General features: G+C 42.0%; 20 protein-coding genes. 13 read left to right on the top strand and 7 right to left on the bottom strand.

What is annotated here, in order from left to right:
• The first annotated feature begins 2 nt into the window (after positions 1–2).
• Genes N7E81_RS07175 through N7E81_RS07165 form a run of 3 tightly spaced genes read left to right on the top strand, consistent with a single transcriptional unit; the run spans position 3 to position 2,498 of the window.
• Positions 3–1,100, top strand: coding sequence for a tetratricopeptide repeat protein (locus N7E81_RS07175; protein WP_263052609.1), 1,098 nt, complete (start codon positions 3–5; stop codon positions 1,098–1,100).
• Positions 1,097–2,074: an RHS repeat-associated core domain-containing protein gene (locus tag N7E81_RS07170; protein ID WP_263052608.1), complete on the top strand. Its 978-nt coding sequence runs from the start codon at positions 1,097–1,099 to the stop codon at positions 2,072–2,074. The genes N7E81_RS07175 and N7E81_RS07170 overlap by 4 nt, the downstream gene beginning before the upstream one ends.
• Before the next feature lie 10 nt (positions 2,075–2,084).
• Positions 2,085–2,498: a hypothetical protein gene (locus N7E81_RS07165; RefSeq protein WP_263052607.1), complete on the top strand. Its 414-nt coding sequence runs from the start codon at positions 2,085–2,087 to the stop codon at positions 2,496–2,498.
• Positions 2,499–2,810: 312 nt separating this feature from the next.
• Here the strand turns inward: N7E81_RS07165 and N7E81_RS07160 are convergent, their stop codons facing one another.
• From N7E81_RS07160 to N7E81_RS07145, 4 genes are all read right to left on the bottom strand, one after another.
• A complete protein-coding gene (locus N7E81_RS07160) occupies positions 2,811–3,260 on the bottom strand; it encodes a hypothetical protein (RefSeq protein WP_263052606.1) in 450 nt (149 codons plus the stop codon).
• Between the two features lie 220 nt (positions 3,261–3,480).
• On the bottom strand, positions 3,481–5,916 hold the full coding sequence (locus N7E81_RS07155) for a hypothetical protein (RefSeq protein ID WP_263052605.1): 2,436 nt from the start codon (positions 5,914–5,916) through the stop codon (positions 3,481–3,483).
• Between the two features lie 168 nt (positions 5,917–6,084).
• Complete coding sequence (locus N7E81_RS07150; RefSeq protein WP_263052604.1) at positions 6,085–7,542, bottom strand: aminoacyl-histidine dipeptidase; 1,458 nt, start codon at positions 7,540–7,542, stop codon at positions 6,085–6,087.
• A 37-nt stretch (positions 7,543–7,579) separates the two neighbouring features.
• The gene (locus N7E81_RS07145; RefSeq protein ID WP_263052603.1) at positions 7,580–7,759 is read right to left on the bottom strand and encodes a DUF5522 domain-containing protein; all 180 of its coding nucleotides are present in this window, start codon (positions 7,757–7,759) and stop codon (positions 7,580–7,582) included.
• 112 nt (positions 7,760–7,871) lie between these two features.
• Between N7E81_RS07145 and rocD the strand changes: the two genes are divergently transcribed.
• Entirely contained in the window at positions 7,872–9,107 is a 1,236-nt protein-coding gene (rocD, locus tag N7E81_RS07140; RefSeq protein WP_263052602.1) for an ornithine--oxo-acid transaminase, read from the top strand.
• 112 nt (positions 9,108–9,219) lie between these two features.
• On the opposite strand, the gene N7E81_RS07135 is transcribed toward rocD, so the two are convergent.
• Positions 9,220–9,837: a uridine kinase family protein gene (locus tag N7E81_RS07135; protein ID WP_263052601.1), complete on the bottom strand. Its 618-nt coding sequence runs from the start codon at positions 9,835–9,837 to the stop codon at positions 9,220–9,222.
• Between the two features lie 129 nt (positions 9,838–9,966).
• Here N7E81_RS07135 and N7E81_RS07130 point away from each other — a divergent pair, with 129 nt between their 5' ends.
• From N7E81_RS07130 to N7E81_RS07105, 6 genes are all read left to right on the top strand, one after another.
• Complete coding sequence (locus N7E81_RS07130) at positions 9,967–10,251, top strand: sll1863 family stress response protein (protein WP_263052600.1); 285 nt, start codon at positions 9,967–9,969, stop codon at positions 10,249–10,251.
• 350 nt (positions 10,252–10,601) lie between these two features.
• On the top strand, positions 10,602–12,476 hold the full coding sequence (locus N7E81_RS07125; RefSeq protein ID WP_263052599.1) for an ABC-F family ATP-binding cassette domain-containing protein: 1,875 nt from the start codon (positions 10,602–10,604) through the stop codon (positions 12,474–12,476).
• A 91-nt stretch (positions 12,477–12,567) separates the two neighbouring features.
• Entirely contained in the window at positions 12,568–13,803 is a 1,236-nt protein-coding gene (locus N7E81_RS07120) for a dipeptidase (RefSeq protein ID WP_263052598.1), read from the top strand.
• Positions 13,804–13,986: 183 nt separating this feature from the next.
• Positions 13,987–14,184, top strand: a complete 198-nt coding sequence (locus N7E81_RS07115) for a hypothetical protein (protein WP_263052597.1) — start codon at positions 13,987–13,989, stop codon at positions 14,182–14,184.
• A gap of 73 nt (positions 14,185–14,257) precedes the next feature.
• The gene (locus N7E81_RS07110) at positions 14,258–14,440 is read left to right on the top strand and encodes a PspC domain-containing protein (RefSeq protein ID WP_263052596.1); all 183 of its coding nucleotides are present in this window, start codon (positions 14,258–14,260) and stop codon (positions 14,438–14,440) included.
• A 115-nt stretch (positions 14,441–14,555) separates the two neighbouring features.
• Positions 14,556–16,322, top strand: a complete 1,767-nt coding sequence (locus tag N7E81_RS07105; protein ID WP_263052595.1) for a methyl-accepting chemotaxis protein — start codon at positions 14,556–14,558, stop codon at positions 16,320–16,322.
• Between the two features lie 22 nt (positions 16,323–16,344).
• Here the strand turns inward: N7E81_RS07105 and N7E81_RS07100 are convergent, their stop codons facing one another.
• A complete protein-coding gene (locus N7E81_RS07100) occupies positions 16,345–17,496 on the bottom strand; it encodes a formimidoylglutamase (protein WP_263052594.1) in 1,152 nt (383 codons plus the stop codon).
• 179 nt (positions 17,497–17,675) lie between these two features.
• Positions 17,676–18,980, bottom strand: coding sequence for an NADH:ubiquinone reductase (Na(+)-transporting) subunit F (gene nqrF / locus N7E81_RS07095; RefSeq protein ID WP_263052593.1), 1,305 nt, complete (start codon positions 18,978–18,980; stop codon positions 17,676–17,678).
• 256 nt (positions 18,981–19,236) lie between these two features.
• On the opposite strand from nqrF, the gene modA reads away from it, so the two are divergent.
• From modA to N7E81_RS07080, 3 genes are read left to right on the top strand one after another with little or no spacing between them, the layout of a single operon-like run.
• Positions 19,237–19,995 carry a molybdate ABC transporter substrate-binding protein gene (modA, locus tag N7E81_RS07090; protein WP_263052592.1) on the top strand — a complete coding sequence of 253 codons (759 nt, stop codon included), beginning with the start codon at positions 19,237–19,239 and terminating at the stop codon, positions 19,993–19,995.
• Positions 19,996–20,664 carry a molybdate ABC transporter permease subunit gene (gene modB / locus N7E81_RS07085; RefSeq protein ID WP_263052591.1) on the top strand — a complete coding sequence of 223 codons (669 nt, stop codon included), beginning with the start codon at positions 19,996–19,998 and terminating at the stop codon, positions 20,662–20,664.
• Positions 20,661–21,446, top strand: a complete 786-nt coding sequence (locus tag N7E81_RS07080; protein WP_263052590.1) for an ABC transporter ATP-binding protein — start codon at positions 20,661–20,663, stop codon at positions 21,444–21,446. Before modB ends, N7E81_RS07080 begins: the two co-directional genes overlap by 4 nt.

Below are 21,446 nucleotides of genomic sequence, written 5' to 3'. Positions count from 1 at the left end.
CCTTGAAAAAAACCTTATACTCCGCTATACTAGCATTATTTCTATGTATTCATGGTCTTGCTCAGAGTAATGATCATCAAATGATTTACAAAAATGCTTTCGCTCAACTGGATAGCATGGCCTTAAAAATGAAACCGTATAATTTCAAGGATGCTGTTTTCATTACAGAAAATGCTTTCCATTTTGATACGTTGAATAGCGTTTGGTTCGACAGCCAGATAGAACATTTAGCTACCTTAAGCCGATCCCTGACACTTAAATTAGGAGGAGATGATTATCCTGACAAATCCACGATGGAGCTAGCTGGTAAAATATTTTATGCCATGACGCAACGCACAACATGGATGAAAAGCCATACCGATACTGTCTATTTTGATCCCTATACCTATAATTTTGATGACATCTGGGGTGAGCAAGATTGGAGTCAAATGTTTGTTTCCAAATTATTGAAAACTCATAAAGGAAACTGCCACTCATTGCCCTATCTGTATAAGATCATCGCAGAAGAACTAAATGTCCCAGCCTATATGGCATTTGCTCCCAACCACATATTTATCAAACAATATTTTCAACAGAATGGCTGGTATAACACAGAGCTAACCAATGCATCATTTCCTTCCGATGCCTGGTTATTAGTGTCAGGTTATACACATGTTGATGCAGTTAAAAATTCCATTTACCTTGATACACTTGGCAATCAAGAAAGTCTGGCTCAGTGCTATGTAGATTTGGCCAAAGGTTTTGAGCGTCTATTTCCAACCCAAATAAGCTTCAGGGAAAAATGCATTGATAGGGCATTAGAAATTCATCCAAAGAACATAAACGCCTTACTTATGAAAGCTGAGATTTGTATGCAACAGTTTCAATATGAAATCAAACTACGCGGATATGAACCCGATGGATGGGCGCATGACGATGAAATGTCAAAGTTATTTGCAGCATTAAATCTACAATATGCTTATCTTCACCGCTTAGGTTATCGACAGATGCCAAAGGATATGTATCTTGACTGGCTTGGTAAGTTGGAAACCGAAAAAGAGAAGTACATCAACCAAAAAATATCGAACGAATTTAAAGCCATCCAAACACCATCGAAATGAAAAGAATACTTGGATTAGTTTTTTTGTTTTCCATCACAACACTTAGTTATTCGCAAAACCCTTTTGACGATATTGGCATACCGGACAGTGAAGTTCCCGTCCTCACATTGAGCAATGGAGAGTTCCAGGAGTTTCATGATCAGGAACGTTTTGTACAAATTGGTTCGGTGTTGTTCGATACCGAGACCATGTTAATCGCTCAGATGAACTATGTGGATACTGCATACAGTGAAGCCACTCTAGAACCAGAGGTCACAAGCCGTTGGCTCACTGATGATCCTATGCGGCAATATGCTAGTCCATATGTGGGGATGGGAAATGATCCAGTTAATCAGATTGACCCTGATGGAGCTTTATCCACACATACAGATAAAGATGGCAATGTGCAAGCTGTCTTTAATGATGGAGATCTAGGAGTTTATCAGCACCTAAATGGATTTGATGTTTCTAATTATTCGGAGACAAATATCTCAGCCGGTGGTATTCTTAGAGGTGAGACGTCGTTTTGGAATGAATTTATAAATCCCGAATCTGGTGTAATATCTGGACGAATCGAATTCGGAAGAAGTTGGGATGATCTTCTTAGCATTCTTCATGATCGTGCCCATGGAGATAATGTAGCTACAGTGGCATTAGCCTCTAGCCCTGGCGGAGAATATGATATAAAGCACCCAAAAAATGGATATACAACTGATGCCTTTAATGGACGCCTACTCAATGGGAAATATGCAAGCGCAAGATCGGCTGGTAACTATTTGGCAGGTTGGAATGGAAGATATGCAACTACAATTGGCGGAAAAGGTGGAGTTAGCAAATGGGCGTTTATGAATATTGCTGGGGGATTGCATAAAGGGCTGCCTGCTTGGAGAGCTGCAAAAAATGTAATTTTTAATGGCACAGAATATGGACCAGCTCCATATTATGGAGAAGTTCCATACGCTGGTCGCATGATCCTTTTAGGATGGGATCAATAACCTTTAAGGTATGAGGCATACACTAATTCTGGCAATATTGATATTTTCTATTCCCTCTTGCAATTCGGGATTAGATGGCACTGTAATCGAAGAAAAAGTAACTTCAAGTTCAGGGCATACTTTAAATATTCGAAGAGAAGTTTATGGATTAACAGGAAGCAATGATAAGATATACGTAGGTATTGGAGATCAAATTGATAGTAGCAGTTATTTTATGTTTTATGGGAGTGCAGGGTTTTATTACAAAATGGTCAACGACACAATAAAAATTTACACGACCAAGACATCACATATTCCTCAAAACCTCAATTTGAAGGGAATAGTTGTAGATCAGATTTCGCTCAATTATAAAGAAATGATGGAGTTAAAAAAGAACCAATCAATTCTTGGCTTAAAATCTCTTGAGGTTCCATTAAAAGAATAAAAAACTTTTCAAACCAATTAGTCACTTCAAAGCATCTAAAGGCAGATCGCTGCATTCACATTGTACCTTTGTTGTACCCAAAAGGCAATTATCCTTTACAATTAGCTGGTTATCAATTGAATAAATAAATGTGATTGAATCCTGACAAGGTCACGAAAAGCAGACTTTCTAGTCTGCTTTTTTTGTTTTACCTCCTCTGCCGCGCTTTTGCAAAGCGTGACCAATCTAAGTCTCTGCAACCCCCTCCGTGTCTCAGACACTGCTTTTCATTCAAAGTTTCAAGACCACAGTCTTAAAACAGCTGCCTCCCTCCTACTTATTAAGCAGCTCAAACTTTCCCTCAGCGCTAATGGCATACTTCCACTTCTGGTCATCGATGACTCCCACGATGCTGTCTTGATACACGATAAGGGACCCTCTATTCTCTTTGATAGCTTCATACATACCATAAAAATCAAAAGACACCCGGTCTATCAGCTGACCCGTATGCTTATCGTGGGAGGATAGGTACAAATCAGAGGTGAAGCATCCTTCACTACAACTAATATCAATATCCTCTTTTGTATAAGATAGAATATTAAATTCATCAAATTCAAAAAGCTTATTTCTCACATATCTAAACCCACTTGCCAAATATTCTAAATCCTCATCATCCCAATACTTTGCATCATAGACTGAACCTAATGGTTCGAAATTATTCTTGCGTCTAAGCTCATTGAGCGAATCCATAATAGCAAAGAGCCTTTGGTTTTCTGGATACATAGTAGAGTCGATGAAGTGATGGACAGCTCGTGCAGTAATGGTTCTATAAAGCCTTCCTTTGAAACTGAGCGTATCAAACGAATATGGGTACTTATCATGTCGTGTCCCTTTAAAAAGATCATCAACCCTTTCTTGCTGCTTTGGAGTTAATTGTTGTTGTTTTTGACATGAACAGAAAACTATCAGACATACCAAAAATATTATTCGTGTGCTTATCATATTAATCAACTTTATCATTTAATTCTGATGAAATATCACTTAAGGTTTCGCCTGACATAAACATATCAGAAGATTGCCCATACTGTATCAGCAATTCATTCATTTGTTTGACTGGCAATAGCAGCAGGTCAGGTGATACTTCTTGAGGAGCTGCGGTGATTATTTCTTCCTTCTCTCTTAGCGCTGTGGATTCTCCAAAGTTGTATGAACTAAACCTAGAGATATTGACAATACTGGCAAGTGAGTTGGCCTCCTCTGTCGTCTTCAACAAATCATACTTTTTGCCCGTCACTTTATCCCCTGCATTTCCTTCGATGGTATAGATATAAACACCCGTATCGCTAATCTCTACTTTTTCGATCATGGCCGTGTGGCTTTCATCAAAGTTGTCGTGTTTGCTTTCACTAAATGAATTATTATGCTTACGAGATACTATCATAATGTCCCCTGTCTGAGGCATGATGTGTGCCCCAAAAAAGTCATTAATGAGTTTTATCTTTTTGGGTGTATCTGTTTCCGCTGCCACTTGCAACCTCAGTGTCTTCCATAGGTTCGCTTGGCCCACTTTCTTTTGACCTACCTGCTTGCCCCCTTGCTTCTCATCCTTATCCCAAAACTCCTCATAGCCGTTAGAGATTTGTGAGCCACCCCAAACTCCTCGATATTGCTCTGATTTTTTTTTCATAGGGTAAGCCCCTAAGATGTCGCTATAGATATACCCCACAAATTTGGCACACCATGCAGCCGTAGATTTTTCTTCCTTGCCATTACTATGAGTCGTATACACATCTACAAATTTTCCGCTGTTGGTTTCTGTTTCCCATTTTTTACCTCGATATGCCATAGTCCCCAACAAAAATTCCGTCTTGGCAGCCTCAAAAGCGACTTGACCAAAAACCTTTACTTTTTCGTCTGCTGTGAAATACGGAGAGGCTTTGAATGCCTTGACGAGCGACGGGTAAATGTCTAATTGTTCCCTAACCAACTCTGTGAGTTCAAGAATTTCAGCCTGAGATGCTTCATCGCTAAGCCCCTCTATTTTTAATTCGACCAATAAAGCTTGCGGCGTGAGTGTCGTGCTTGTAAACCTTTCCAACCTTTCTATCTCCTTAGAATAATCACTATTGGTTACCAACCACGCCTCAAGGGCGGACTTCATATCCTCCAACAGGTCTTTATTGACGCTGGCGAGTTCAGCATCTTCAAGCCGTTGCATTAGGGCATAGACGATATTATCACGTTTTGTTCTGCCTGATTCACTGAGTATTAGAGAAACCAATGCTGGATTTAGTCGCGTATATTCTTTTAGTACATCCGCAAGGTCAAGTACGTCGGAAAAATCATTGATAAACTTTGATGCATTTTCAGCCGTTGCGGGCGCTTGCTGAATGCACTTGATTCTATCTGCTTCCTCTTCTGCTTTTTGTTTGGCTTCTTCGGCTGCTTTCTTTTTCTTTTCTGCTGCTCCCTTCTCTGCTTCTCGTTTGGCTTTAAAAGCTGGGTACTCTGCTATTTTCTTTTGGGCCTTGTCACAATCCATACCTTCGGCTCGCATCTCTTTGAGTGTTTCGCTATCTGACCCAGATATATTTCCATCCCATTTTTTCCAATGAAGCACCTCTTCTTGGAATTTTTTGATGGCAGCAATCGTCTTTACAATTTTCTCTTGCTCTACAGATGGCGTAGCCGTATCACTCACAGCCTTTGATTCTGTATTAAATTCTGATTCGCTCAGAAGTCCCAATCGAAGCAATGCTCTTTGAATGACCAATACATCTGATTTGAGATTTTTGGCGTCAGCACCTACCCCTGCTGTTATTTGGGTGTTAGCAGGTGTTACCTTTTTGGTCTCTTGCTCTACTAGCGTTTCTTGGGCAGGTGAAGCCGTAGTCTCTTCTTCATGAATCATGATACCCCATTTGATCCCTCCAAAACCTTTCTCAAGAGCTTCTACAAACGGCCTATAGCCCACTTTGAACCCTTGCTTGATCATACTCCTGTCGAAATCAATAAAGTATCGATTGACTTCTGGAAATTTAGATTTAGCCCTGAGGATGTAGTCTTTTTGCAGCTTAGAGTAGTAGATTCTAAGCTTCGCATCTACTTGACGTTGTATGATGGCTCTTTCTCTTACCAACGACTCTGCTTGGATTTCTTCTGGAGTTGGTTTGGGTTGGCGTTCTGCTTCGAGCCTTTTGGCTTCCGCCTTTTCAGCTTCTTGCTGTGTGCGTGCTTGCTTCTGCTTTAGTTCTTGCTCTACTAGTTCCCTTAATTCTCGTGCGCTTTCTTCTGGGTGTGCCAATTCGTATGCTCGAATTTCATTCATTCGCTCAGCCTCTCGCTTGAGAATTTCTTTCTCCTTCTCTCTATCTGGTGTATCTGTCTTGTCTTTGGGTATTTGATCCCTGGTTTTTTCTTCTTTGTCTGCGTAGCACATAGGTTGGTGGTCGAGATAAATAAATGATCCTCGGGACAAGCCACGAGGCATTAACTTTCTAATCGGTTAATTACTTCGACCCGAGGGTCGGGGGAATTAAACCCAATGGGCTATCGCCCTGCGATTAAAAAGCTACTAATTTAACTTGAATAATGTACGTATGGAAGACTACATTGGAATGTTCTTTAACGTCTCCAACAAAAACGGCCAATACTTCTGTACCGAGCTGATCTGTACGCATTCGTCTGGTGAATGTGCGCCACGGATGTTGGGGCCAAAGCTGATCATTTCCATTTCTGGATAATTAGTCCCAAGAATTCCACACTCCAACCCAGCATGACAAGCGCTTACGTCAGCCTTATGACCAAATTGCTTCTGATACAACTCATCCATCAACTTCACAATGGCCGCCTCTGGCTTGGGCTCCCAGCCAGGATAGTCTCCATCCATGGTGGATGTGGCACCTAGCCATTCAAAAATCGCCTGTATGTTCAGTGCCAGATCCACCTTTTCTGTATCTACAGAGCTTCTGGTCAGACATTGCATGCTGTATTTTCCGTTGGCCGCTGTTACACGCGCCACATTATTGGACGTCTGTACGAGGCCTTCCATGTCGGGACTCATGCGATAGATGCCGTTGGGCAAGGCATAGACTGCTCGCAAAAGTTTAAATTGAAAATCCTTGTTCATCACCTGCGTGGGTGCGTCCACTTCTTCGATGAGCACCTCCATTTCTGGATCTGTGGTGTCGTGCTCTTCGATCATCATTTCGGCCAAGCCAATAATTTCTTCTTCCAGCTCCTCAAGCTCCTCAGCCAACACGGACAGTACTACCACCGATTCACGAGGGATCGCATTTCTCAAACCTCCTCCCTCTATGCTAGCGATTCGTATATCAAACTGAGAATCCAACGCATAAAGCAGTCTATTCATGAGTTTATTGGCATTGCCCAACCCTTCATGGATCTGCATGCCCGAATGCCCACCAGACAACCCTTTCAATGTAACTTCCAAGCCCACGCGATCTCCTATCGCCGACTCTTCAGTATAACGTCCTTCGCCTGTTACATCTACACCCCCAGCACAACCGATCGTCAATTCGTGATCGTCTTCGGTGTCGAGGTTGAGCATGATGCTGGCGTCTAACAAACCACCTTTCAAGCCCATCGCTCCAGTCATCCCAGTCTCTTCGTCGATAGTAAACAAACCTTCTAGTGCAGGGTGTGCAATATCCGTAGCAGCCAAAAGCGCCATAATAGACGCCGCTCCTATGCCGTTGTCGGCACCCAGTGTCGTTCCTTTCGCTTTCACCCAGTCGCCTTCCACATACATCTCTATGCCTTGCGTATCAAAATCAAATACCGTGTCGGCATTCTTCTGATGCACCATGTCGATATGGCTCTGGATGCACACCGTTTTGCGATTTTCCATACCGGGCGTAGCTGGTTTTTTGATGATGATATTGCCTACCTCATCTACATAGGTATCCAAGTTTAGGCTTTCGCCAAAATTTTTGACAAAGACGATCACACGCTCTTCTTTCTTGGATGGCCTCGGCACTGCATTCAGGTCGGCAAAGCAGTTCCACAAGGCTTTAGGTTCGAGATTTCTTACTTCTTCACTCATTGGGTAATGATTTTAATGGTTCTACGACTATTGAAATTTAGTCTGATTCTTGTCTTTTATTGATAAACCCATACGGGCAATGTTTGCACCCATTCTTGCAACAATACCCTCTTTTCAAATGATAGGCTGCCGTAAAGACCATTAGCCCCTGTTCATTGAAATAATAGTCTGGCGAATGGCCTGATTCTGAAAGATGATCGGTGTTTTTGTCGCTCAAAGCAAAAGGGTTTCTGTTGTGTTATTCGAAATGCTTTTCGTAATTTTGAACGAAAATAATGAGTTCTGTACAAAGAACTCATTTTTGTTTGAACAACCCAAAATTTACAATCATGGTCAAAGAAATCACAAGCGAGCAGGCAATTGCCCTAGAAGATAAATACGGCGCACACAACTATCATCCATTACCTGTAGTACTTTCTCGTGGCGAAGGTGTATATGTATGGGATGTAGAAGGTAAAAAATATTACGATTTCCTTTCTGCCTACTCAGCAGTCAACCAAGGACACTGCCACCCCAAAATCGTAGAAGCACTAACCAAGCAAGCACAAACCTTGACTTTGACCTCACGGGCTTTTTACAATGACACCCTAGGCGAATATGAAAAGTATATGTCTGAGTTTTTTGGCTTCGACAAAATCTTGCCGATGAATACTGGTGCCGAAGCGGTAGAAACAGCCATCAAACTGACCCGTAAGTGGGCATACGAAGTAAAAGGCACGCCAGAAAACGAAGCCAAAATCATCGTGTGCGAAGACAACTTCCACGGGCGTACCACCACGATCATTTCGTTTTCTAACGACCCAGACGCACAGAAAAACTTTGGCCCATACACTGGCGGATTTGTCAAGATCCCTCACAACGACATCGATGCTTTGAAAGAAGCACTGAAAGATCCTAATGTAGCTGGATTCCTAGTAGAGCCGATCCAAGGCGAAGCGGGTGTATTCGTACCAGACGAAGGATATTTGACCGCAGCCAAAGCAGCATGTACTGCTGCCAATGCACTCTTCATCGCAGATGAAGTGCAAACAGGCATTGCCCGTACAGGTAAAATACTAGCCTGTGATCATGAAAATGTGAAGCCTGACATGGTCATCCTAGGCAAGGCACTTTCTGGTGGCGTATATCCAGTATCTGCTGTGATGGCCGACGATCGTATCATGAATGTGATCAAGCCTGGGCAGCATGGATCTACATTCGGTGGCAACCCAATCGCAGCCAAAGTAGCCATGGCTGCACTCGACGTAGTGGTAGAAGAAAAGCTAGCTGAGAATTCTGAAAAACTAGGAGAGATCTTCAGAGCTCGAATGAACAAATTCATCGAGACTACTGATATGGTCAGTTTGGTGAGGGGCAAAGGTCTGCTCAACGCCATCATCATCAACGACACGCCCGACAGCTCTACGGCCTGGGATATCTGCGTAGCGCTAAAAGATAACGGCTTGCTCGCCAAGCCGACGCATGGTAATATCATCCGATTTGCCCCTCCGTTGGTCATGACCGAAGAGCAACTCCACGAGTGCTGCGACATTATTGAAAAAACGATAAATACTTTCAAAAAGTAATTATACGCCTTCCGCAAAACAAAAAGCCCTTTCAAAGTCTAGACTTTGAAAGGGCTTTTTGTTTAAACCTGCGATTCATTTGATCTGTAAACAATCAAAGGCTTCGGGCATATTAGATCTTTCCTTTCAAAAAACCTGTAAGTACACCCAGTCCATTTTTGAACGAGTCATTGTTATTTGGGATGATGATATCCGAATCGTGTTTGAATGGCTTGATATACTTCTTATATGCTGGCATGATGTGGTTTTCGAATCGATAGAGTACATCATCCAAATCATATCCTCTCTCCTTCGCATCACGCAGTATTCTACGCTTGATCATCAAATACTCTCTAGCATCTACAAAAACCTTCAAATCTAGCTGATCTACCACTTCCTGATAATAGAAGACAAAAATGCCTTCAATCACTATTATAGGCGCAGGCTTGTGAACAAGCACCTTTGGCTCTTGATTGGCCTTATTGAAGGTGTATTCGTATAGTTCCACCGTTTCGCCCCGCTTCAGCCGAGCGATATCTCTCGCAAAAGCCTCATGATCTATCGAACTAGGAATATCAAAATTTTCCACCCCATGATCATCCACTAGCTGCTCTTGCATCGGGCGATAATAGTTGTCTTGCGACAACACGCACAACTCATCATCCTTAAATGGTTTTCTAAGTTCGTTAAGCAAAAGGGTTTTTCCTGAGGCACTGCCGCCAGTGATACCGACGATATACGGAGTGGTCATGTGGTGAAGTATTAATTTCTAAATTAAAAAGTTATGCAATTTTAGATAAAATATTAGTTCGGATCTTCTGATTCCGAAAAATCAATATTCCACATAATTCACTAAATTTATTGAAAAACAATTACCACCATGAGTACAGACCATCAAGGACAAGTTGAAAAAATTTTAAAGGAGCTCGGCAAACGAATAGACGACCTGATCTTAGAAGCCAAAGATGCGAAAGATGACATACGTGATGAAGTAGAAGACAAAATCAAAGAGCTAAAAAAGAAGAAAAGCAAGCTCGACGACGAATACCAGACCTTCAAAGAAAAAAATGAGGGCAAATGGGCAGAAATAAAAACGCACCTAAGTTCTGCAGCTGATGAGATCAAACTAGCAGCCGAAGCGGCATTCAGAAAAAAGAATGGATAAAAAAAGCCTGAATTTCATAGAAATTCAGGCTTTTGAAATCTCGCTAAACTACGCTTATTTTTTCCTCCAAATAAGAAGACGCCTAATCTGATACCGATATAGCTGTTCTTTAATTCAGCTTCACTTTTCCCAACGATATTATAATCAAGATTCATATTGAAATGTCCAACATCAAATCCAATTCTTGGATAGAAACCGAATGTAGACCCGAAATCTACAATCACCTATTCATCACCTTATCTTTTTAGCACCTACGCTAGCAATCACCTCAAACTTTCTAATTAGTAGAATCCAACCTTTTTAAGGCGGCTAGTCTCTATATTTGCAGCTGAATTTTTTAATCCTTATTCATGCCCCCAATCGCACTATCAGTAGAAAAACTCAGTAAGAGTTTCAACGAAAAACAACTTTTTGAGAATATCACCTTTGGGATCGAACAAGGCCAAAAAGTGGCACTCGTAGGTGTGAATGGCTGTGGCAAATCTACGCTACTCAATATCGTAGCCAAAAAACTAAATCCCGACGAAGGTGTGGTGTCCTTTTCTAGAGATTTGAAAGTTTCGATTTTAGATCAAGCACCAGATCTCAGTGGGTATCATACCGTATTGGATTCTATTTTCGAATCGTCGCACCCTGCGGCAAAAGTGCTCAATGAGTATTGGAAACTGATAGAAAAACCCGAACCAACCGAACAAGAACTCAAAAAAGTGGAAGGACTCATCGAGAAGATCGATACCCTAAACGCTTGGGATTATGAGTACAGACTCAAAGAAATACTAGGCAAACTGGGCATCACCGATCTCAATCAGCCCATCAAAGACATGTCTGGCGGACAACAAAAGCGTATCGCTTTGGCGAAAGCCCTGCTCGACGAGCCAGACTTTCTGGTACTCGATGAACCCACCAACCACCTCGACCTAGACATCATCGAGTGGATGGAAGAATACCTCTCCTCGCAGAATCTGGCCATTCTGATGGTGACTCACGACAGATACTTTCTCGACAAAGTATGCAATCAAATTCTAGAAATAGACCAAGGGCAGATATTCAAATACAATGGCAACTACAGTCAGTTTCTAGAGAAAAAATCTGAGCGAGAAGAGTGGCAGCAACAAGCCAAAGACAAAGCCAAAAACCTGCTTTCCAAAGAACTGGAATGGATGCGCCGACAGCCAAAAGCACGTGGCACCAAGGCCAAATACAGAATAGACGCCTTCTACGACACCAAAGAAAAAGCCAATGTAGACTTGCGCAAGTCTGAAATGGAAATCAAAATAAGCGGTAAACGGCAGGGCAAGAAAATATTGGAACTCGACAAGGTGTCCAAATCCTTTGGAGACAAACCCATATTTGCTGACTTCTCACACATCTTCACCCGAGGCGAAAAAGTAGGCGTAGTGGGCAAAAATGGCTGTGGCAAGTCCACCTTCCTCAACGTACTCACAGGTGTATTAGAAGCCGATTCTGGCAAAATTGACAAAGGTATCAACACGGCCTTTGGCTACTATACGCAGGACACTATCCAAGAAGACGGCGGCAAAACGGTGATTGATGCCATCAAAGAAATAGCGGAAGTAATCACCCTAGAAGATGGCAGCACAGTCACTGCATCCCAACTGCTCAATCAGTTCCTTTTTCCTCCTAAATCTCAATATTCGCATATTTCTAAACTGAGCGGTGGAGAAAAAAGGAGGCTGCAATTGCTCAAAGTATTGATGGCCAATCCTAATTTTCTAATTCTGGATGAACCTACCAATGATTTGGACATAGTAACGCTGAACATACTGGAAGACTATCTCCAGAATTTTGGCGGATGCTTACTCATCGTATCTCACGACAGGTACTTTATGGACAAATTGGTAGATCACCTATTTGTGCTAGACGAAGGAGTAAAGGTTCGTGATTTTCATGGCAACTATACCGACTATCGTCTAGAACCTGTAGAGAAAAAAACGCCCTCCAAAACCGCTACTCCAACCAAACAAGAAGCACCAGTAAAGGCCGAAGAAAAGCGAAAACTCACCTACAAAGAAAAACAAGAGTTTGAGTCTATAGAAAAAGAAATGCCCAAGCTCGAAGCCAGAAAAGAAGAATTGGCTGGCCTGCTCAACTCTGGCGAAACAGATCATATCCAACTGACCGAATGGTCTAACGAGGTAGAGCAAATCGTAGAAAAACTTGACGAGTTGGAAATACGCTGGTTAGAATTGTCAGAGATGGCCTAAACCGACCATCGACGATATAGGCCGACGAGCAAGTATTTTTTCTTTCGTCTGAAGAATTATCTAATTTCCATAAAGGAAAAAAGAACAAACCATGAAAGATTTAATACTCAACGCTGCTCTAGTTGTTATCGTACTTACAGGCTGCAACCCTCCTCCCAAAGAGACAGCCACTACTCCACCAGACCTAAAAACACAGGCAGAAACACTCGCTCACACTTACATCATCACAGATGGGCACATAGATCTACCCTACAAGTTGGCCAAAGAAGGCTACATGGCCAAAGGAGAAATCCCAAACTTGTCTGGTGAAATAGATGGCAACTTTGATTATGAAAAAGCGCACAAAGGCGGACTCGATGCGCCATTTATGTCCATATACATCCCTGCTTCGTTGCAAAAAACTGCTGGTGCTTCTAAGGCGCTAGCAGACTCACTCATCACCATGGTAGAGCAGATCGCCACTACATACCCTAAGCACTTTTCGCTAGCAGGAAGCCCAACAGAAGTACAGCAAAACTTTGAGAAAGGACTGATATCATTGCCCATGGGCATGGAAAATGGTTCTCCGCTAGGGGATGACTTATCCAATATTAAATACTTCTATGAGCGCGGCATTCGTTATATCACGCTCACACATTCCAAAAATAATTTGATCTGCGACTCGTCTTACGACCCCAACAGAAAATGGAATGGCCTCAGTCCATTCGGACAAGAAGTGGTCAGAGAAATGAATGCCCAAGGAATCATGGTAGATGTATCTCATGTCTCGGATAGCACTTTTTATCAAATCATGGCTATGACTGACGTACCATGTATTGCTTCCCACTCTTCGGTTAGAAAATTTACCCCAGGGTTTGAAAGAAATATGAGCGATGATATGATTAAAATGCTGGCTAAAAAAGGTGGAGTCATTCAAATCAATTTTGGTTCGACCTTCCTATCCCAAAAATCTCGACAACTTTACGATTCTGCCAAAGTAGCATTGAATACATTTAAAACGGAGTACCCACAAGCCAGTGACTCCGCGATAACAGCATTTAGCAACCAATGGTTGATAGACCACAATTTCTTTGCAGATGTAAAAGATGCTGCAGATCACATAGACCACGTGGTACAATTGGTAGGTATAGACTATGTAGGACTTGGGTCAGATTTCGACGGCGTGGGCAACTCGCTCCCCACCAGTCTCAAGACAGCCGCAGACTACCCCAAATTGATAGCCGAATTGCTTGAAAGAGGATATACCGAAACAGACATTGAGAAAATATGCTACAAGAACGTTTTCCGTGTTTGGAGTGCCACACTGTCCGCCGCAGGAAAATCATAAGGCTAAAGCGAACACCTTGACCACAAAGAGTGTCCGAAATCGAGACACTCTTTTTTTGTGTTTTTTACTTTTAAATCGTAACCAATTGATTTTCTGAGATATAGATAAATTGGCATAGCTATTGCCAAAACCCAGACAGGTCAAAAACTCAAACCTTTTACTCTAGAATTTAAACTCACTGTCATGAAACGATTGAAAACCAGATACTCTAAAATGCTCCTGATTATATTAGGTGTATTAGTGGCTATCTTAATTGGTTTACAATCCAGTGCAGTGGGTTTTGATTCTGAGTGGGAACCTGATACAGAATCGGCACAAGGCACTCCAACGAACCAACGGCCTGAAAAACTACATTTCAAACTTTTGAGTTTACTAAAGTAAGAAATGGAAATGTACAGTTCGTATTTTCAGATTATCTAAAAGCATCATAAATTACTATTCAAACACCAAGAATATGACTAAACGACTCACCAGATCCTCAGACCGAATGCTCGCCGGCGTATGTGGCGGTATAGCCAACTATTTTGATTTGGACCCTACCCTTGTCAGAATAGGATATGTGATTCTTTCTATTTTTTCTGCTGGATTTCCTGGGCTATTGGTCTACGGTATTCTTTGGCTGATCATGCCCGACTAGGCTAGCCGAGCCATTACTTTTATAGTAAGTAAATTCAACGCATTTTATTATCTCGTATAAATGCCTATATTCAGTAAATATTATTTTGCTGAATATTTATACAACCTAACCTATCATGCACGAATTTATAGTATTCCTTGCCATCATTTATTTGGGAGTTCTCCCCATCTTATTACTTATCAACTGGTTAATCTTCCGAAAGTCCATTATTTACAAAGCTGGCATCTGGGTCATTGCCACGTTGTTTATTGTGGTAACCGAAGCCTATGCCACTGGAGCATTTGGGTTAATCCACTTGGTCTATAGCATACCTATTGGGGTCATTGCTGTATTTCTTACTTTTAGAGCATTGCGCAACAGTATCGAACGACCCATTGCCAGAATAAATGGCGCATTTGAGCAACTGCGTCGCGGGAAAATAGATGTAGGAATCAAAAAACAGGATTTAGAAAGAAAAGACGAAGTTGGTGACTTTTTCAGGTCCCTCCATCTCTTTCTTGAAAAACTCAATGAAGCATCTAATTTTGCCGCAGCCATAGGAGATGGGGAATTGTCGGCTCGTTTCGATGCGCTTGGCGATGAGGATGTCTTAGGACATGCTTTGCTTCTACTCCGGTCAAAACTAAATAATGTCATCACAGAAACCCAGGAAGTTGTCCGCAGTGCAGGGGCTGAAGGCAATCTTTTGGCTAAAGTAAATGTAGAAGGAAAAAAAGGGGTATGGAAAGACCTTGGCACAGAAATCAACACTTTACTTGCTTCCATTGCCACTCCTATATTAGAAATCAACAAGGTAGTCAATGCTATGGCTCAGGGCAACTTGTCTCGCCGATTCACTATGAATACCAAAGGGCAAATGCTCCAAATGACCAATGACCTCAATCAAGCTTTAGATCATCTTAATCTACTCCTTGTCAAAATCAATCAGCATACAGTCGATATGAATATCGCTGCCGCAGAAATGCTCAATTCTGGCAAAGAAATGAACCTAAACACCTCAGAAATAGCCAATGCCATAGAGGAGATGAGCGATGGCGCACAAACACAAGTACGCCGAGTAGATGAGTCCTCGACACTGGTCGAAGTCATGAGACAAAATGCTACTGAAATGGAAGTGCAATCTCAAGCCATCAACCAAGCCGCTCTACAAGGAAAGGTGAAGAGTGAAGAAGGTGCTCAAATCACCAAATCTGTAGTAAATAGTGTGAAAGAGATTTCTGGATACTCTAAAACTACTACAGAATCTATGCGTATCCTTACAGAGCGGTCTCAAGAAATATCGAGAGTGCTGCGGGTCATTACAGACATTGCTTCTCAAACCAACCTATTGGCACTCAACGCAGCCATAGAAGCAGCACAAGCGGGGGATTCGGGTAGAGGCTTTGCGGTAGTTGCCGAAGAGATCCGAAAACTAGCCGAAGGCTCACGCCAATCTGCCAAAGAAATCGAAGATTTAATAATAGCAGTTCAACAAGACACCACAGATGCCGCTCAGGTGATCAACACCATGAGTCAGGTAGTGGAAACAAGCGTAGAAGCCTCCAGCAAAGCAACAGCCGTATTCAATGAAATAGAAGTATCATCTTCCAATACACTAGAATACTCAGAGACTATTTTGAAATCTGCCTCTTCGCAAGCAGAAAGCATTGTGAAGGTAGTAGGTATCACAGAAGAGGTAGTGGTAATCGCAGAACAAACAGCAGCTGGCACAGAAGAAGTAGCTAGCTCAGCAGTAGAACTCTCTGCTGGAATGAACAATTATATACTAAAATCTAACTGGCTCAGCAATATCTCAAATGACTTAAAAGCAGAGCTTGGAAAATTTACACTTATACACGAACCAACAGCGCAAGAAAGTAATGCCGTATTGTCAGAAGTTTAACTTTAAAAATCTAATCGCTTGCTCAAATTTTTGAGTAAGTATTGATCCAGCGCTCTGGTACCTCTCCTTTTGTCGCCTGTTGATAATCTGAGTAGTCGCACGGCACAATATGGTGTCGGTCATAGATACCTATGTGAGTAGCATTAGGCACTTCCATCCACCATTTGTCCGACAGCCTACTTTTATAGAATACGATCATCTCTGGCTCAACATCCATAGTCACTACATATTTCATATAGTCGTTCGTCTGGAAACCTTTTTCGTCTTTTCTGTTTTTGAATCCTTCAATAAAATACCAAATCATTGTAGCGACTACCATGGCCGTGGGGTACTCTACGGCATCTTTTTCTGGGCTGTATTCATAGATGCCTACCGAACTGAGTTTGTCGTTCATTCCGGCATACCACATAATCTGACAAGCCTCCTCTCCAGTAAGTCCAAAGATTTCACTCCTATGCCCTCCTGGACCATAAATACTCTGAATAGCCGATAAGTCAAAGCTCAGCATATCTGCCTCTCTGATCAGTGGCTCCATACGTTTGATGTCATCTCTGAGTGTACCCAGCCTCACTGGACTAAAGCCCAACTGCTGCAAGACTTTGGTAGCCGAGGCATTTACCAGATAAGACTGATGAGCCAGTTGACTATAGTTGAATAAAAAATTGGGTTCGTGAGTGAAAATTCTATGAATATGATTCTCGTTGGGATCAGATTCGGCTTTGTCGTCGAGATCAAACCGCGAATCCACATTAAGAATGCTCACCATCTTATCCTCTTCTTGATAGGCTAAATACTGCCCCAAGTCCAAATCATGCGAGCCGCCAATGAGGATAGGCAAAATATCTTTAGTCATGAGATAATGACAAACAGATTGAATCCGCTTGTAGGTCTCATCCAAATCAGGGCCATTTCTCAGGTTACCCAGGTCCACCACATTGCAAGTGCCTTCGCCTTTTTTCAGGTTGTATAGTTTCTCTCTGATCAACCGCACACCTGTTTCGCTCATCGTCTGACTACCCCTCGTTTCTAACAAGCCGACAATCGCCACATCCATGAGCTTGATGTCTGGCATCTTGCTTTCATTGAGGTAGACCGATTGGATGAAGGAATCGGTTGAAAACCGACGATTAGAAAGGCTTTGATCTACAGGATCGAAATAAAGTTTCAAGTCCATACTACAGGCTTTGTTAAGGTGATGACTTGGTCAAAACTACATAAAACCAAGATGAACTGAGAGATTTTATTTTACAAGAATCCAGATAATTTTTGAATTGTATAGACCATTTTGAACAAAAAAAATCCCTAGCTGCATAAGCTAGGGATTTCATACTTTTTATTAATCTAAACCTCTGATTATCCTCCGAAGTCGTCAAATGATACATTTTCATCTGGCACACCCCAGTCGTCACACATTTTGAGAACGGCCTGGTTCATCATTGGAGGTCCACAGAAATAGAATTCAATATCCTCAGGCGAATCATGGTTTTTCAACTGATTGTTGATCACCGCATCGTGAACGAACCCTAAGAAACCATCGCCTTCTTTGTCATCAATAGATTTTTTCTCTACCCAGTTGTCTTCAGGTAGTGGTTCAGATAGTACAATTTCGAATTGGAAGTTAGGAAACTCTTTTTCGATTTGTCTAAAATCTTCTTCGTAGAATAATTCTCTCTTAGATCTACCGCCGTACCAGTAGGTTACTTTTCTTCCTGTTTTCAAGGTGTGGAACAAGTGGAACAAATGAGATCTCATGGGTGCCATACCAGCACCACCACCTACGTAGATCATTTCTGCTTCAGTCTCTTTGATAAAGAACTCACCATATGGTCCTGAAATAGTCACCTTATCACCTGGCTTTCTAGAGAATACGTATGAAGAACAAATACCAGGATTTACGTCCATCCAAGCATTTTTGGCTCTATCCCATGGTGGTGTAGCGATTCTGATCGTCAACATCACAATGTTGCCCTCTGCAGGGTGGTTGGCCATAGAATACGCTCGGAATATTTCCTCGTCATTTTTCATTTTCAAATCCCAAAGACCGAATTTATCCCAATCTTCTTTGAATTTGTCTGGACCAGCTGGATCGCTTGGATCTGGCTTGATATCAATATCTTTGAAGTCTACTTCTACCTTAGGTACATCGATTTGGATATAACCCCCCGCTTCAAAATCAAGATTTTCGCCCTCAGGCAATCTCACAATAAAAGCCTTGATAAAAGTAGCTACGTTGTAGTTGGAGATTACTTCACACTCCCACTTCTTGATACCGAAGATTTCCTCAGGTATCTCGATATCCATGTCTTGTTTTACTTTCACCTGACAGGCTAGTCGCACGTGCTCTTTTTGCTCTGATCTGCTCAAGTGTCCTACTTCTGTAGGCAACACATCTCCGCCACCGTCGATGACTTTACACTTACACATGGCGCAAGTACCTCCACCTCCACAAGCAGATGGCAAGAATATTTTTTGTCCACTCAAAGTGGAAAGCAAAGTAGAACCTGCCGAAGCAACGATTGGGCTACCAGAATCACCATTAATAATAATGTTGACATCGCCTGACTGGACTAGTTTGGATTGTGCAAAAAGCAGGATAAATACCAATAGAAGGATTACGAGCGTAAAGGCTACTATTGATGTTAATATGATAAAGGACATCTTTCTTTAATTAAATTTTCCATCTCCAATTTTCGAGCACAAATATAAAAGAATAAATAGTAAAAAATCCTTCTGACTTATTCATTTAAATAGCGGTATTCTCCAATTATTTGATGTAAAAACAGGTGGTATCACCATTTCTTCTCTTTCATTCCGTAAAGTGTTCTTTAAATTGTGTCTGAGAGGAATATTTTGGCACATATATTTATTATTAGCTTTGAATTTTAAACGGGTCAATAACTCCCCGAAACACCCCATGAACAGACTACTCATCTTATTGATCCTTGTATTAGCCAGTGCCTGTCAATCAAGCAAAGGGTCTAAAGTGACCGTAGCTGTGGCAGCAAATATGCAATATGCCACACAAGCGCTTGTTGAGCAGTTCGAACGCAAATATGATATCGCAGTAGAAGTATCGAGCAGTTCGTCAGGCGTACTTACTACTCAAATCAGACAGGGTGCTCCATTCGACATTTTTATGTCTGCCAATATAAAATACCCCAACACCTTGTACGAAGAAGGGCTAGCCACCTCGCCACCAAGCACCTATGCTTCTGGCACTCTGATTTTGTGGACGATGAATCCAGAAATTGATTTGAAAAAAGGTATATCTGCGCTCCTAGGTGAGCCTACGCAAAAAATAGCCCTAGCTAATCCAGAAACGGCTCCTTATGGCATAGCTGCTCTAGAGGTGCTCCGCCATACCCAGATTTATGAGGTCATAGCTCCCAAACTGGTCATTGGCGAAAGCATAGCACAAGTGAACCAGTATGTGCTTTCCCAAACGGTAGATGCAGGCCTCACGAGCAAATCAGTACTTTTTTCTCCTTTTGTAAAAAACCAAGGCTATTATATAGAAATCCCAAAAAGTTATTACGGCTCCATCGACCAAGGCATTGTGATGCTCCAGCATGGAAAAGAAAAAAACCCTGAAAACGCTAAGCAGTTTTATCAGTTTATGTTTTCCGAAGAAGCACAGACTATATTGTCTAACTATGGATATAAAATCAACTAAATGATAAGCTGGAGTCCTCTTCTGATTACGCTAAAGTTAGCGCTGATTACCACCAGCATCTTGTTTCTGATTGCGGTACCCGTAGCCTATTGGCTGGCCTATGGCCGGTCGAAGCTTACCGTGCTGTTTGAAGCTATTGTTGCTCTTCCGCTAGTGCTTCCTCCATCCGTACTTGGCTTTTATCTATTGGTAGGTCTTAGTAGCCAGAGCATGTTAGGTGCCTTTTTGGCCACGCACTTCGACCTTAATATCCCCTTCACATTCACAGGGCTAGTTATTGGCTCCATTATATATAGTATGCCATTTATGGTTCAACCGATTCAGGCTGGCTTTCAGCAATTGCCCCCCGTCCTCAAGGAAGCCTCTTATGTATTGGGCAAATCCCGATGGCAGACCTTAATCAACATACTGCTACCCAACATAAAGAACTCATTGCTTACAGGTATCGTGCTCAGTTTTGCTCATACCATTGGTGAATTTGGCGTAGTGCTTATGATCGGTGGCAATCTTAACAAAACCCGAGTTGCCTCCATTGCCATATACGACAGTGTCAACCGTCTGGATTATAGTAGTGCACATTCCTATTCGTTGATTCTTCTGCTTTTCAGTTTTGTGATTCTGATCCTGGTTTATATTTTCAACAAAAAAGGGTTTACCTCTGTCAGATGATTGATTTTGATTTACATAAAACCTTTTCTTCAAAAGATCGCCCTATTCACATCCATGTGAAAGCAAAACTGGCTCAAGGCAAAATTTACGCCATCTATGGTAAATCTGGCGTAGGCAAAACCAGCCTACTCCGAATGCTCGCTGGCCTGATGAAGCCAGACGAGGGGACGATCAATATTGGGAAAGACATATGGCTAAATACATCCAAAAGCCTGGATGTGAAAACCAATAAAAGAAATGTAGGTTTTCTCTCACAGGAATACTCACTGTTTCCCAATATGAGTGTGCTGAAAAATATTAGATATGGATTAAGTCACCCATATGATGAAGAGCTATTTACGAGAATTATAGAGATCGCAGACCTGCACCAGCTCTTAGACCGAAGACCCGCCAGCCTATCGGGAGGTCAGCAACAGCGAGTAGCACTGGCTCGAGCCATTGTGAGAAAACCTAACCTCTTGCTACTCGACGAGCCCTTGTCTGCACTAGACAGTGATATGAGAGTCAAACTCCAAGAAGAGATATTGGCTATGCAACGCATAATTAAAACTACAGTCGTCTTCGTGAGCCATCACCTTCCTGAGGTTTTTAAAATGGCCGATGAAGTGCTAATTTTAGAAAATGGCTCAATCACGCAAAGAGGTACTGCTTCGCAAGTTTTCATGAACAACACCTCCACTCAACTAATCGGGGAAGTATTGTCAGATAAAAACGAAAAAAACAATCAGACCATGACCTTACTCATAGATGGTCAAGTAGTTGGGATAACGTTAAAAGATTAA

This window comes from Reichenbachiella carrageenanivorans, from assembly GCF_025639805.1.
GTDB classification, from domain to species: Bacteria; Bacteroidota; Bacteroidia; order Cytophagales; family Cyclobacteriaceae; genus Reichenbachiella; species Reichenbachiella carrageenanivorans.
Note: the sequence above shows the minus strand (reverse complement) of the source record. Positions and strands in the feature narration are given on the sequence as shown.

Excerpts from the sequence above, each read along its gene's own strand:
- N7E81_RS07170 (WP_263052608.1), top strand. The coding sequence starts at position 1,097 with ATGAAAAGAATACTTGGATTAGTTTTTTTGTTTTCCATCACAACACTT.
- N7E81_RS07165 (WP_263052607.1), top strand. The coding sequence starts at position 2,085 with ATGAGGCATACACTAATTCTGGCAATATTGATATTTTCTATTCCCTCT.
- N7E81_RS07160 (WP_263052606.1), bottom strand. The coding sequence starts at position 3,260 with ATGTATCCAGAAAACCAAAGGCTCTTTGCTATTATGGATTCGCTCAAT.
- N7E81_RS07155 (WP_263052605.1), bottom strand. The coding sequence starts at position 5,916 with ATGTGCTACGCAGACAAAGAAGAAAAAACCAGGGATCAAATACCCAAA.
- N7E81_RS07150 (WP_263052604.1), bottom strand. The coding sequence starts at position 7,542 with ATGAGTGAAGAAGTAAGAAATCTCGAACCTAAAGCCTTGTGGAACTGC.
- rocD (WP_263052602.1), top strand. The coding sequence starts at position 7,872 with ATGGTCAAAGAAATCACAAGCGAGCAGGCAATTGCCCTAGAAGATAAA.
- N7E81_RS07135 (WP_263052601.1), bottom strand. The coding sequence starts at position 9,837 with ATGACCACTCCGTATATCGTCGGTATCACTGGCGGCAGTGCCTCAGGA.
- N7E81_RS07130 (WP_263052600.1), top strand. The coding sequence starts at position 9,967 with ATGAGTACAGACCATCAAGGACAAGTTGAAAAAATTTTAAAGGAGCTC.
- N7E81_RS07125 (WP_263052599.1), top strand. The coding sequence starts at position 10,602 with ATGCCCCCAATCGCACTATCAGTAGAAAAACTCAGTAAGAGTTTCAAC.
- N7E81_RS07120 (WP_263052598.1), top strand. The coding sequence starts at position 12,568 with ATGAAAGATTTAATACTCAACGCTGCTCTAGTTGTTATCGTACTTACA.
- N7E81_RS07115 (WP_263052597.1), top strand. The coding sequence starts at position 13,987 with ATGAAACGATTGAAAACCAGATACTCTAAAATGCTCCTGATTATATTA.
- N7E81_RS07110 (WP_263052596.1), top strand. The coding sequence starts at position 14,258 with ATGACTAAACGACTCACCAGATCCTCAGACCGAATGCTCGCCGGCGTA.
- N7E81_RS07105 (WP_263052595.1), top strand. The coding sequence starts at position 14,556 with ATGCACGAATTTATAGTATTCCTTGCCATCATTTATTTGGGAGTTCTC.
- N7E81_RS07100 (WP_263052594.1), bottom strand. The coding sequence starts at position 17,496 with ATGGACTTGAAACTTTATTTCGATCCTGTAGATCAAAGCCTTTCTAAT.
- nqrF (WP_263052593.1), bottom strand. The coding sequence starts at position 18,980 with ATGTCCTTTATCATATTAACATCAATAGTAGCCTTTACGCTCGTAATC.
- modA (WP_263052592.1), top strand. The coding sequence starts at position 19,237 with ATGAACAGACTACTCATCTTATTGATCCTTGTATTAGCCAGTGCCTGT.
- modB (WP_263052591.1), top strand. The coding sequence starts at position 19,996 with ATGATAAGCTGGAGTCCTCTTCTGATTACGCTAAAGTTAGCGCTGATT.
- N7E81_RS07080 (WP_263052590.1), top strand. The coding sequence starts at position 20,661 with ATGATTGATTTTGATTTACATAAAACCTTTTCTTCAAAAGATCGCCCT.